This is a genomic window from Brevibacillus sp. GCM10020057, from assembly GCF_042683565.1.
Taxonomy (GTDB): Bacteria; Bacillota; Bacilli; order Brevibacillales; family Brevibacillaceae; genus Brevibacillus.
The window spans coordinates 894,744-907,328 of sequence record NZ_JBHUJW010000043.1 but is presented as its reverse complement, the minus strand read 5'-3'; the positions used below and the strand labels follow the sequence as shown (position 1 = coordinate 907,328).

The following is a 12,585-nucleotide window of genomic DNA, read 5'->3' as shown; positions in this document are numbered from 1 at the left end:
TATACCATGCAGGTTGATTCACACGAAGGAATCGGGCCAGGTAGCGAGAGGGTATATGGCGGACCATATACCCTCTCGTATTCCGACCCTTTCCATATAAATGATAGATGGCAACACGCCAGTAGAGAAAAATTAAAAGCAAGAGATCATCCAGGGTTATTTACACAGCCGATTTTTGCACTGTGTCGGTAACGTCCGCAGTGTAAAGATGGGACGTGAAAGCATTCATTATCTGTCAAGGAGGTAAGTTAGTTGATCCGTTATCTTGGTAAGCGCATCATCTTTATGCTCATCTCACTCTTCTTGATCGTAACGGCCACTTTCTTCATCATGAAAGCAGTACCGGGTGGACCTTTTACGTCGGAAAAAAATGTGCCAGAAGAGATCAAAGCGGCTCTGGAGGCCAAATACAAACTCAACTTGCCGCTACACGAGCAGTATCTCGACTATTTGAAAGGTGTTGTGACCTGGGATCTGGGTCCGTCCTTCACGGAAAAATCTTCGACGGTCAATGAGATGATCAATCGCGGTTTTCCTGTTTCCGCTCATCTGGGTGCACAGGCACTCCTCGTGGCAGTATTCGGTGGAATCATTCTCGGTGTCATCGCTGCGCTGAAGCACAACAAGTGGCAGGACTATTCCGCAATGGTGCTGGCTGTATTGGGCCTGTCTGTTCCAGGGTTTATCCTGGCATCTTTTCTCCAATACTTCTTCTCGATTAAATGGGGCTTGTTGCCGATCGCGAAATGGGAGGGCTTCGAGTACACGATTCTCCCGTCCCTGGCCTTGGCTGCATCGCCAATGGCGTTTATCGCGCGTCTGACCCGTTCCAATATGATTGAGGTTCTGGGCCAGGATTATATCAAAACGGCGAGAGCAAAAGGTTTGAACACCGTTACCATCACGGTGAAGCACGCGATCCGCAATGCACTCTTGCCAGTTATCACTTACCTGGGTCCGTTGATTGCCAACATCTTGACAGGGGCATTCGTTATCGAGCGTATCTTCGGTGTTCCTGGTCTGGGTCGCGAGTTCGTTCTCTCCATTACCAACCGCGACTACACCGTGATCATGGGGACGACCGTTTTCTACTCCATCATCCTGGTTGTCATGATCCTGATCGTTGACATTGCGTACACACTGGTAGACCCACGTATCAAATTGGCAGACGCAGGAAGGGAGTAATGAAACGATGCAACAATTGACGAAAGAGCATTTTGAGCCTATTTCAGTTGACCTTCGCCAATCGGAAGCCATCAAACGTCCCAGCCTGTCTTTCTGGGCTGACGTGTGGCGCCGTTTGAAAATGAATAAAGTAGCCATGGTATCGCTGATCTTTATCGCTGTTTTGGTCGTGGCGGCAATCGTCGTTCCATTCGTTACCACGAACGACTATTTTACGACGGATTTGGCCGGAAAGAACAAAAAGCCGTCCGCTGAACACTGGTTTGGCACGGACGATCTGGGCCGCGATATGTTCGTACGGATTTGGTATGGTGCTCGTATTTCTCTGGAAGTAGGCCTTGCCGCCGCCTTTATCGACTTGGTCATCGGTGTAATCTGGGGCGGTCTCGCCGGATTTTACGGCGGCAAAGTAGATGAGATCCTTATGCGTATCGCCGATATTTTGTTTGCTATTCCATATCTTCTCGTTGTGATTTTGCTGATGGTTGTGTTAGAACCAGGGGTAGGGACGATTATTATCGCCTTGACGATCACGGGCTGGATCGGGATGGCGCGGATCGTCCGGGGGCAAATGCTTCAATTGAAGTCACAAGAGTTCGTTCTGGCTGCCCGTTCCCTTGGAGCAGATTCCAAACGCCTGATCTTCAAGCACCTGATTCCAAACGCTCTCGGTCCGATCATCGTTACCTTGAGCTTGACCGTACCTTCTGCTATCTTCGCAGAGTCCTTCCTCTCCTTTATCGGATTGGGGGTAGCAGCACCTGTTGCATCATGGGGCACGATGTCGTCTGAAGGTCTGTCGGCCATGAAGTACTATCCATGGCGTTTGATGTTCCCGGCCGTGTTTATCTCCGTGACTATCTTGGCCTTTAACTTGTTCGGTGACGGTCTGCGCGACGCAGTAGACCCACGCCTGCGGAAATAGGAGGGATCATCGATATGGAACGCATTCTTGAGGTAAAAGACCTGCATGTCTCCTTCCACACGTATGCAGGAGAAGTAAAAGCAGTACGCGGTGTCAACTTTCACGTGAACCGCGGGGAAGCAGTTGCAATCGTAGGGGAGTCCGGCTGTGGCAAGTCGGTAACCGCGCAATCCTTGATGAAGCTGATTCCGATGCCTCCTGGCGAAATCAAAAAAGGGGAAATCCTTTTTAACGGCGAGGACATCGTCAAAAAATCCAATAAAGAGATGGAGAGTATCCGCGGGAAAGACATCGGGATGATCTTCCAGGACCCGATGACCTCGCTGAACCCGACCATGACAGTCGGGAACCAGATTACAGAGGGTCTGATCAAGCACCAGAACATGTCGCGCACTGCTGCGCGCCAACGTGCGATCGAACTGCTGACCATGGTAGGAATTCCGCAGCCGGAAAAACGCGTCGAGCAGTATCCGCACGAATTTTCCGGCGGGATGCGGCAACGCGCGATGATCGCCATCGCGCTGGCATGCTCTCCGAAGCTGCTGATTGCGGACGAGCCGACGACGGCGCTGGACGTAACCATCCAGGCGCAAATTCTCGACCTGATGAAAGAATTGCAAAAGAAAACAGGCACGTCCATTATTCTGATTACCCATGACCTTGGTGTCGTGGCCGAGATGTGCGACCGCGTAATCGTCATGTACGCCGGGAAGGTGATTGAAACGGGAACCGTAGACGATATTTTCTACAACCCGCAACACCCGTACACCAAAGGTCTGCTGCGCTCCGTTCCCCGTCTTGACCTGAACCGCGACGAACCGTTGACTCCGATCTTCGGGACTCCGCCGGATCTGCTCCGTCCGCCAGTTGGCTGCGGCTTTACGGCACGGTGCGAATCGGCAATGCGCGTGTGCCAAGAGTTCGATCCTGAGTTGAAAGACATCAGCGCGACCCAACGAGCAGCCTGCTGGCTTCAGCATCCGCTTGCTCAGAACCGCGCAGGATCGTAGGAGGAGGGGTAACAGTGGATAAGCGTGATACGCTGATTGAAGTACGCAATCTCAAAAAGTTTTTTACCATTGGCGACAATACACTGAAAGCGGTAAATGATATTTCTTTCGATATCAAGCGCGGAGAAACTCTTGGTGTCGTAGGGGAGTCCGGCTGCGGAAAATCGACAGCCGGCCGTACGCTGCTCCGTCTGTACGATGCGACAGGTGGGGATGTCCTGTTTGAAGGGAAAAGCATCATGAGCCTGAACAAACAGGAAATGAAAGCGATGCGCCGCAACATGCAAATGATCTTCCAGGACCCATACGCTTCTCTGAATCCGCGTATGACGGTTGGGGATATCATCGGCGAGGCCTTGGACATTCACAACCTCGCATCTGGTCAAAAGCGCAAGGAGCGCATCCAGGAGCTGCTGTCTCTGGTAAGCTTGAACCCGGAGCACATGAACCGCTTCCCGCATGAGTTTTCCGGCGGTCAGCGCCAGCGGATCGGGATTGCCCGCGCTCTCGCCGTAGAGCCGAAGTTCATCGTTTGCGACGAGCCGATTTCAGCGCTGGACGTATCCGTACAAGCGCAGGTGGTCAACCTTCTGGAGCAGCTTCAGGAGAAAATGGGCCTGACGTACATGTTTATCGCCCATGACCTGTCCATGGTGAAATACATTTCCGACCGTGTGGCTGTTATGTATCTGGGCAAAATGGTAGAGCTGGCTGACAGTGATTCTCTCTACGAGAAACCGCTGCATCCGTACACCCAGGCGCTCTTGTCCGCGATTCCGATTCCGGACCCGGAAGTCGAGCGCAATCGGGAGCGCATCGTTCTCCAAGGAGATGTTCCGAGCCCGATGAATCCGCCAAGCGGCTGCCATTTCCGCACCAGATGCCCGAAAGCAATGCCAGAGTGCGCTGCTGCCGCGCCGGAGTGGAAAGAAATCGAGCCAGGTCACTTTGCTGCATGCCACTTGTATAACTAAGTAATCCAGCGGGTTCTCAGGTCGTTCGGATGAGGACTCGCTTCCTTTTCCAAATTGCGATTTTGCCTCTGATGAAAAAAGGGTCCATAGTACCCTGCAGCATGTAAATCAGAGGTATTTTTTTAAGCTTTTCGCATGGTAAAAAGTGGAGTAATGCGTAAAATGGGGGGAGTTTCCATGAAAAAAATCTCCGTTCCAGGCTGGAGCGGCAAGGGATTCGGAGGCTCAGCAAAACACGTTCAGAAATTCAAGGTACTGGTCGATACGGCTGCCGGACGGCTCAAGGGCTCGATTGCCACGAAAATGATCGTATTTGGCCTGATTCTTGTCCTTATTATCATCGCTTCCCTGCAATACGTGGCGCTTTCTATTTCCAAATCTACGTTGATCAACATTACCTCGAACCAAGCGAAAATGCTGGCCGAGCAGCATGCCACCAGCATGAGCGACTGGGTGAAAGCCATTTTGACCTCGACGAAGGAGACGGCTTCCAAGCGCGTGATGACGACGGACCTGGAGCCACTCATCCGGGAGCAATTCACCCTGCTGCGGCAAAGCCACAAGGAAATATCGAAAATCTACCTGATCGACACCACGACCGGGAGAGCGCTCTACTCCCTTACAGGGAAGAGCGAGATTGATTTCAAGCAGAAAAAATATTTCCAGGACGCGCTTCAAAGCAAAAGTCCTGTCGTGTCGGACGAGGAAATCGTTGAAGGAACCAATAAGAGCTTTCTTTATATTGCAACACCTGTAGGAGAACAGAGCAAAGATGAGAGCAGGCTGTTCGTCGTCGGTTTTTCCATCGACGAAATTCTGGAAAAAACGCAGGAAATACCGTTCATGAAAAACGGCTACGCTTTCGTCGTCAAGCCGGATGGGTTGGTCGTCGCCCATAAAGACCCTGCGCAAATCAACAAGCTCTCCATCGCCGGGAAAAGCGAGTACAGCGAAATGATGGAGATGCTGAAAAAGCCTGCGAGCAACAGCCTGCTCTATACAGTCAATGGGGAAGCGAGCTTCGCCGCGTTTGCACCCATCCCGATCCTGAATTGGCACATCGTCCTGTCGACAGGCGTCAATGAGGTATACGGCGAAGTCAACAGCATGGGCTGGTACCTCGCGTTCATCAGCATTCCGGTCATCGCCATCTCGGTGTGGCTGATCTGGTGGTTTGCGAGTCGCATCCGCTCGTCGCTGTTTTCCATCGCACAAGATATGGACAAGATCGGTTCCGGACGATTCGACATCCATGTCAATGTCGAGGGTAACGACGAACTGGCTATGGTCGGGCGCAAGATGAACGAAATGGCGGCTGAACTGCGCAAGCTCATCGCACTGGTTCAGGGACAAGCGAGCCAGTTGAACATCGCGACCGGTGAACTGACGCTGTTTGCCGAAGAAAACAAAGGGGCGATCAGCGTCATCACGAACAACATTTCTTCCATCACACAGCGTGTCTCTACGCAAACAAGCGAAGTGCAAGCCACGGCGCATACCGTCTCGGAAATTTCCCAAGGGGTCGAGCAGGTGGCCATCGCGGCAGAATCGACGTCTGATGCGACGACGCGCACCTTCGAGCGGGCACAGGGCGGGCTGCAACTGGTGGAAGACGTCATTGGCACGGTGCGTCAGGCTACAATCGAGGTAGGGCGCACAGCCGAGCAGATGCACAGCCTGCGCGAACGGGCGCGGCAGATTACGAGCATTGTCGAGATGATCAGCAGCATCGCTTCGCAGACCAACCTGCTGGCGCTGAATGCGGCGATCGAAGCAGCACGTGCGGGCGAAGCAGGGCGCGGCTTCTCTGTAGTTGCAAGTGAAGTGCGCAAGCTGGCGGAGGAAAGCAACTCGTTTTCGGAGCGGATCGCCTTTATTGCGCACTCGATCAACGATGAAGCGATGGATATGACAAAGCACATGGATGAAATCGTAACGATGGTTAACGGCGGTCTCCAATCGGTCGAATCCGTGGGAGCAGTCTTCCATCACATCGTGGCGGAGATCCAGTCGGCAGCTGAACAGAGCGAAACGATGAAGGCGACCTCCGAAGAAATGGCGGCAGGCAACCAGGTCGTTACGAATTCCATGCAACGCCTTGCTTCGATGTCGGATGAAATCAGCCAGTCCATCACGGGCGTCGCGGAGACGGTCGACGAACAGCTCCATTCGATCGCGCGTATCAACGAAAATGTGGAACAACTGAAAAAAATGGCAGACGAGTTGACGGAAAACGTAAGCCGCTTCATCATCTGACCACAGCTCCCTTCTGCAGCCGCGGAAGGGATTTTTTCTACCGCAAAACCAGGCTTTCGAGTGAATATTTTCCTGTTCCATTGGTGAGAATAAAGCCATGAATGGAGGGAAGAGACTGCTATGAAACGGATTGGATATCTCGCTCTATGCTTCATCATGTGTTTCACCTTCTTTTCTCCGACGGCTGTCTTTGCTGCTGAGAAATCTGGACCCCAAAATGGAGAGATGAATTTTGCGCCCCATGCGCGTTCTGCTGTCATGATCGAAGCGGATACGGGCACTGTTTTGTACGATAAGAATGCAAACGAAAAAATGCCGCCGGCCAGTATCACCAAAGTGATGACGATGCTGCTCATCATGGAGGCAATCGAACGAGGTGAACTGAAACTTACGGATAAAGTGAGGGCGAGTGAAAGAGCGGCCTCCATGGGCGGCTCCCAGATCTTTTTACAGCCCGGCGAAGAAATGACGGTCGAAGATATGATCAAAGGGATCGCGATCGCTTCGGGCAACGACGCTTCCGTGGCGATGGCCGAGCATCTGGCCGGCACGGAAGAGGGATTTGTCGCACGGATGAATGAGCGGGCCAGACAGTTGGGGATGAAAAACACCCATTTCGTTAACTCCAACGGGCTGCCGGCAGAAAATCATTACTCCTCTGCCTACGATATTGCCATTATGTCGAGGGAACTGCTCAAACACGAGGGAATTACCCGATTTACCGGAACGTACCAGGACTACTTGCGTAAAGACAGCGCGAACCCGTTCTGGCTGGTCAACACAAACCGGCTGGTGCGCTTTTACGAAGGCGTCGACGGCCTCAAGACAGGCTATACGGGAGAAGCCAAGTACTGTCTGACGGCTACCGCGAAGCGCAACAACATGCGGATCATCGCCGTCGTCATGGGCGAACCGGATGTCAAGACGAGAAACAATGAAGTCGCTACCATGTTCAACTACGCGTTTACTCATTTTCAGGTTTTGCCGCTGTTCAAAAAAGGAGAAGCGGTGCAGCCGATTATCGTCGACAAGGGCCAGGTACCGCAAGTCAATGCCGTCACACCGCACTCGGTCAGCCTGCTGATGAAAAAAGGCGAGACTGCGGATCATTACGTTCGCGAGGTCGTTCTCGATCAGCGTGTCAACGCGCCGGTCAGCCGGGACCAGGTGATCGGCCACATATTTATCCGGACGAAAGACGGCAAGGAAGTGAACCGGGTTGATCTGTATCCGGAGCAATCCGTGGCAAAAGCAGGCATGTGGGAGATTCTTAAGCGAACCATCAAAAACGTTTTCATCAGCTATTAAGCGGACAGCATGAACGCGAAAAGAATCGGGTTGCCTCGAATGAAATACGGTGGCTGCTCGATTTTTTTGTTCTTTTGTCGACTGGCAGGAATTGGTTTGAAGAAAGAAGAAAGAGAGTTCTATTACGGGATGAAGGAGTGAGTCAGCTATGAGTTTGCGAATCGCGATGGAGACCAGACAAGATGTGCTGGTCATCCGGTTGCAAGGAGAGCTGGACCATCATACAGCAGAAGAGCTGCGCCGCAAGGTGGATGAAATTTTACGCGCCCCCGAAATTCGCCATATCGTCCTCAGCCTGGCCGGGTTGACGTTCATGGACAGCTCGGGCATCGGGGTGATTCTGGGCAGGTACAAGCAAATATCCGCGCGCTCCGGAGAGATGTACGTGACCTCCATCAATCCGACGATTTACCGGATCTTTGAGATGTCCGGGCTGTTCAAGGTGATCAAGTTTCGTGAGAATGAGCAAGACGCATTGCTTGTCCTGGGGGTGGCGTAACGATGACACAACGCAATTTCATGTCGGTGTCGTTCGCAGCATTGAGTCAAAACGAAGCATTCGCCCGCGTAGCCGTCGCCTCGTTCATCTCGCAGCTGGATATTACGATGGATGAACTGGAAGAGATCAAGACGGTGATCTCCGAAGCCGTGACCAATGCGATCATACATGGATATGACGAAGATCCGGAGGGTGTGGTACATATCTCCGTGCAAATTGAGGATGGAACTGTCGAAATCGTCGTCGAGGACAAAGGGAAAGGGATTGAAGATGTGGAGCAGGCGATGCAGCCGCTGTTCACCACGAAGCCGGAGCTGGAGCGTTCGGGCATGGGCTTCACCATCATGGAGAATTTCATGGATTCTTTGGAAGTGGCGACGGCTGTCGGCAATGGGACGACGGTGCGCCTGACCAAACGCCTGTCGTTTGCCAAAGCCTTGCAAAATTAGGGGTAGTGCCAAATGGGTGCCGATATTAAAAATGCGAGTCAACCATTTCTGACCAATGACCAAGTGAAAGAATTGATCGCCAAAAGCCAGACCGGAGATGCTGATGCACGGGAGCTGCTCGTGAACAGCAACATCCGGCTGGTCTGGTCCGTCGTCCAGCGCTTTATCAACCGTGGCTACGAGGCGGATGATTTGTTTCAGATCGGGTGTATCGGATTGCTGAAAGCCGTGGACAAGTTTGATCTTTCCTATGACGTGCGTTTTTCGACGTATGCCGTGCCGATGATCATTGGTGAAATTCAACGGTTTTTACGCGATGACGGCACCGTAAAGGTCAGCCGATCGTTAAAAGAAACAGCGAACAAGGTCCGACGCGCAAAGGATGAGCTGTACAAACAATTCGGCCGAGCACCCACGATTGCAGAGGTGGCAGAAGCGGTGGGGATCACACCGGAGGAGGTCGTTTTTGCCCAGGAAGCGAGCAGGGCGCCGTCCTCCATTCACGAGACTGTCTTTGAAAACGACGGCGACCCGATCACCCTGATCGACCAGATTGCAGATGACGGCGTGAACAAATGGTTCGAGAAAATAGCGCTGAAGGATGCCATCAGCCGTCTGAGCGAGCGCGAGCAGCTTATCGTCTATTTGCGCTACTACAAGGATCATACCCAGTCTGAAGTGGCGGAGCGGCTCGGCATTTCGCAAGTGCAAGTATCTCGCTTGGAAAAGCGCATTTTGCAAACGATCAAGGATCAGATCGATCAATAGGCAAAACAGGAACGCACCAGAGCAACGGCTTTGGTGTTTTTTTGCGCAAATAAATGGCCGCGCCTTATCTTTGGCGCTGCCATGCTTTTTCCTTTGCAACTCGGGCAGCGAAGGCGGCTTTTGGCAAGAAGGTATGGCTTTCGGGGAGGGGCACATACTAGCGAATACATGCGCGGAAACAGAAGGAGGGGAACTATTTGCATGAAAGAGCCGATGTTTTTACGCTTGCGCAAACGACTGGCGGTGAAACCGGAAGCCCTCATCACAATGGGGGACGTCTGTCAGATTTACTGGGATGGAAAGCGGGAAGAAGCCATCAAGCGCATGCCGATTTACCGCGTCAAGCCGGAGGACGGCAACCTGATCATCATCGACATTATGCAGGTCATCCAGCGTCTGCGCTCCGCCTATCCGGAAGTCGAGCTGGACATTCAGGGAGCGCCGCAGTCGATCGTCGAGGTGCTCAATCCGAAGAAAAATGCCAATATCGCACTTGTCGTTGTGGTCTGGCTCCTGCTCTTCGTCGGTTCGGGTCTGGCGATCATGAACTTCCACACCGACGTGAGCATGCTGCAGGTGCATCAGCGCATTTTCTATCTGATTACCGGGCAGGAGAGCAAGCAGCCGCTGTGGCTGCAGATTCCGTACTCGATCGGGATCGGGATGGGAATGATCCTGTTTTTCAATCACATTTTCAAGAAAAAAATCAACGAAGAGCCCAGCCCCCTGGAAGTGGAACTGTTTCTCTACCAGCAAAGCCTCGACCAATACTACATCCAGCATGAAAACAAGGAGAACCAGCGAACAAAGGTATGACGATCTGGAGTGTTTTGCTGCTCGTCGTCATCGGGCTGGGGGGAGGGCTTGCTGTGGGCAGCGGATTGGTCGCGTTTATCACCGTGCTTGACATTATCCCGCGACTGACCCAACTGACCTGCGCCCATCGTTATATCCGCGCTTTCGAGTGGTCCCTCGTCATGGGGGCGATCTTTTTCACGCTCATCGACTTTTTTCAATGGCGCGCCAGACTTCCTGTATTCGTGACATCCATCTACGGAGGATTGGCGGGAATCTTCGTTGGGACTTTGGCGGCAGGACTGACGGAGGTGCTGAACGTGTTTCCGATCCTCGCCAAGCGCATCCATATGGACGGGAATCTGCTCTACTTGCTCATGGCGGTTGTCCTGGGCAAAGTGACCGGCTCGCTTGTGCAGTGGTTTCTTCACTTGTGAACTGGTAAATACCTCTATTCATAGGCATCTTTTGAAAAAGGAACGATATAGGTACAGGTGACCATATGACTTGAAACTGACAAAAGAAGGAGTGGGAAAATGACGACCAAGGCGAAATCAAAATCGATGGGCTCCATGCAGATGACCAAGCAGCTCTATCAGCAGCAGGCGTCCAAATATCAGCCGAAGCGGAATGTCCTGCTCAACTCCATCCGGGCTTTCTGGGTAGGCGGAACCATCTGCCTGCTTGGGCAAATCCTGCAAAATATGTACATTCACTTCTTCGGCTTCACGGAAAAGACCGCCAGCAACCCGACCGTGGCCACACTCATTTTTATTTCCGTGCTGTTGACCGGATTCGGCGTCTACGACAACATCGGACAGTACGCAGGCGCTGGTTCGGCTGTGCCGGTCACCGGTTTTGCCAATTCCATCGCTGCAGCTGCGATCGAGCATCGCAGCGAGGGCTTCGTTCTCGGGGTTGGCGGAAACATGTTCAAGCTTGCCGGCTCTGTTATCGTTTTCGGGGTGGTGGCTGCTTTTATCGCGGGCATCATCAAGACGTTGTTCAAAATGATCTTCTGAAGGGAGGGGTAACGGTGGAGAGCAAAAAGCAAATGGCCCGGATCAATCGGCAGACATGGCATTTCGCGCAAGACGTCCGTTTGCAGGCGTCTGCTGTGTCAGTCGGTCCCAAGGAAGGGGAAGGGCCGCTGGCAGCTTTGTTTGACAAGATTCATGACGACATGTACGCGGGACAGCAGACGTGGGAGGATGCAGAACGCCAGCTGATGGAAGATGCGGTCACGACCGTCTTGCAAAAAGCGGGCATTACAGATCAGAATGTTGACGCCATCCTTGCGGGCGATTTGCTCAACCAAAATATTACGACCAACTTTGCCGCGGAGAAGCTGGCGATCCCGCTCTTGGGAATGTACGGCGCCTGCTCGACCTCGATGCTGACGCTTGCCACTGCGGCTGCCTTGGTCAACGCCGGTTACGCCAATCGGGTCATCGCAGCCTGCAGCAGTCACAATGCCACGGCGGAGAGGCAGTATCGCTATCCCACTGAATACGGCGGACAAAAGCCGCCTACCGCACAATGGACGGTGACGGGCGCAGGAGCGGGCCTGGTCGGCATCGGCGGTTCCGGGCCGCGCATCACCTATGCGACGATTGGCAAAGTTGTGGATATGGGCATCAAAGACCCGTTCGACATGGGATCGGCGATGGCGCCTGCCGCCGTCTCCACGCTGCAAACGCATTTTCAGGACACGGGCCGTTCACCGCAGACGTATGACCTTATCGTAACAGGGGATTTGGCATCAGTCGGCTATCCGATTGTCAAAGAGCTGATGCGCCAGGACGGCTACAACATGGAGCCGATGTACAACGATTGCGGACTGATGGTGTTCCGCCCGGATCAGGACGTCTTCGCAGGGGCGAGCGGCTGTGCGAGCAGCGCCGTCGTCACGTACAGCTACATCATGGATCAACTGCAGAGGGGACTGCTGAAAAAAGTGCTCGTCTGCGCGACCGGAGCCCTGCTTAGTCCGGTCAGTTATCAACAAGGAAACTCGATACCGTGTATCGCACATGCCGTAGCGTTAGAAGGAGGAGAATGATGGAATACGTGATTGCCTTTGTGATTGGAGGGCTGGTTTGCGTCGTGGGCCAGCTGCTCCTCGATGTTGCCAAGCTGACCCCGGCACACGTCATGAGCACATTGGTCGTGGCAGGGGTTGTGCTCGATTTCGTCGGCGTATACGACAGGTTCATCGATTTTGCCGGGGCGGGCGCGACCATTCCGATTACGAGCTTCGGTCATTCCCTCTACCACGGAGCCATCGGAGAAGCGGAGAAGCATGGATTGATTGGCGTCGTGACGGGAATTTTCGAGGTCACAAGCGCGGGCATCTCCGCCGCCATTGCCTTCGGATTTCTGGCTTCGCTCGTCTTCAAGCCCAAAGGCTAGGCGG

At 53.2% G+C, this 12,585-nt stretch carries 14 protein-coding genes; all 14 read left to right on the top strand.

Annotated features, from left to right (window positions below; genetic code table 11):
• The first annotated feature begins 252 nt into the window (after window positions 1-252).
• Complete coding sequence (locus tag ACFSO0_RS18125; protein WP_376882664.1) at window positions 253-1,185, top strand: ABC transporter permease; 933 nt, start codon at window positions 253-255, stop codon at window positions 1,183-1,185.
• Between the two features lie 7 nt (window positions 1,186-1,192).
• Window positions 1,193-2,110 (top strand): ABC transporter permease, encoded by a 918-nt coding sequence (locus tag ACFSO0_RS18120; protein ID WP_376882661.1) that lies wholly within the window; start codon window positions 1,193-1,195, stop codon window positions 2,108-2,110.
• 14 nt (window positions 2,111-2,124) lie between these two features.
• Window positions 2,125-3,120, top strand: a complete 996-nt coding sequence (locus ACFSO0_RS18115) for an ABC transporter ATP-binding protein (RefSeq protein WP_376882660.1) — start codon at window positions 2,125-2,127, stop codon at window positions 3,118-3,120.
• 14 nt (window positions 3,121-3,134) lie between these two features.
• Window positions 3,135-4,094, top strand: a complete 960-nt coding sequence (locus ACFSO0_RS18110; protein WP_376882657.1) for an ABC transporter ATP-binding protein — start codon at window positions 3,135-3,137, stop codon at window positions 4,092-4,094.
• A 177-nt stretch (window positions 4,095-4,271) separates the two neighbouring features.
• Window positions 4,272-6,350 carry a methyl-accepting chemotaxis protein gene (locus ACFSO0_RS18105; RefSeq protein ID WP_376882654.1) on the top strand — a complete coding sequence of 693 codons (2,079 nt, stop codon included), beginning with the start codon at window positions 4,272-4,274 and terminating at the stop codon, window positions 6,348-6,350.
• A gap of 120 nt (window positions 6,351-6,470) precedes the next feature.
• Window positions 6,471-7,658: a D-alanyl-D-alanine carboxypeptidase family protein gene (locus ACFSO0_RS18100; protein ID WP_376882652.1), complete on the top strand. Its 1,188-nt coding sequence runs from the start codon at window positions 6,471-6,473 to the stop codon at window positions 7,656-7,658.
• A gap of 148 nt (window positions 7,659-7,806) precedes the next feature.
• Window positions 7,807-8,157, top strand: a complete 351-nt coding sequence (spoIIAA, locus tag ACFSO0_RS18095) for an anti-sigma F factor antagonist (protein WP_376882650.1) — start codon at window positions 7,807-7,809, stop codon at window positions 8,155-8,157.
• 2 nt (window positions 8,158-8,159) lie between these two features.
• On the top strand, window positions 8,160-8,606 hold the full coding sequence (gene spoIIAB, locus ACFSO0_RS18090; RefSeq protein WP_376882648.1) for an anti-sigma F factor: 447 nt from the start codon (window positions 8,160-8,162) through the stop codon (window positions 8,604-8,606).
• A gap of 12 nt (window positions 8,607-8,618) precedes the next feature.
• Window positions 8,619-9,374 (top strand): RNA polymerase sporulation sigma factor SigF, encoded by a 756-nt coding sequence (gene sigF / locus ACFSO0_RS18085; RefSeq protein ID WP_376882646.1) that lies wholly within the window; start codon window positions 8,619-8,621, stop codon window positions 9,372-9,374.
• Between the two features lie 201 nt (window positions 9,375-9,575).
• Window positions 9,576-10,190, top strand: a complete 615-nt coding sequence (locus ACFSO0_RS18080; protein ID WP_376882643.1) for a stage V sporulation protein AA — start codon at window positions 9,576-9,578, stop codon at window positions 10,188-10,190.
• On the top strand, window positions 10,187-10,606 hold the full coding sequence (locus ACFSO0_RS18075) for a stage V sporulation protein AB (protein ID WP_376882641.1): 420 nt from the start codon (window positions 10,187-10,189) through the stop codon (window positions 10,604-10,606). The genes ACFSO0_RS18080 and ACFSO0_RS18075 overlap by 4 nt, the downstream gene beginning before the upstream one ends.
• A 99-nt stretch (window positions 10,607-10,705) precedes the next feature.
• The gene (spoVAC, locus tag ACFSO0_RS18070) at window positions 10,706-11,191 is read left to right on the top strand and encodes a stage V sporulation protein AC (protein WP_376882639.1); all 486 of its coding nucleotides are present in this window, start codon (window positions 10,706-10,708) and stop codon (window positions 11,189-11,191) included.
• 32 nt (window positions 11,192-11,223) lie between these two features.
• Entirely contained in the window at window positions 11,224-12,231 is a 1,008-nt protein-coding gene (gene spoVAD, locus ACFSO0_RS18065; RefSeq protein WP_376883261.1) for a stage V sporulation protein AD, read from the top strand.
• The gene (spoVAE, locus tag ACFSO0_RS18060; RefSeq protein WP_376882637.1) at window positions 12,231-12,581 is read left to right on the top strand and encodes a stage V sporulation protein AE; all 351 of its coding nucleotides are present in this window, start codon (window positions 12,231-12,233) and stop codon (window positions 12,579-12,581) included. Before spoVAD ends, spoVAE begins: the two co-directional genes overlap by 1 nt.
• Window positions 12,582-12,585 lie beyond the last annotated feature (4 nt).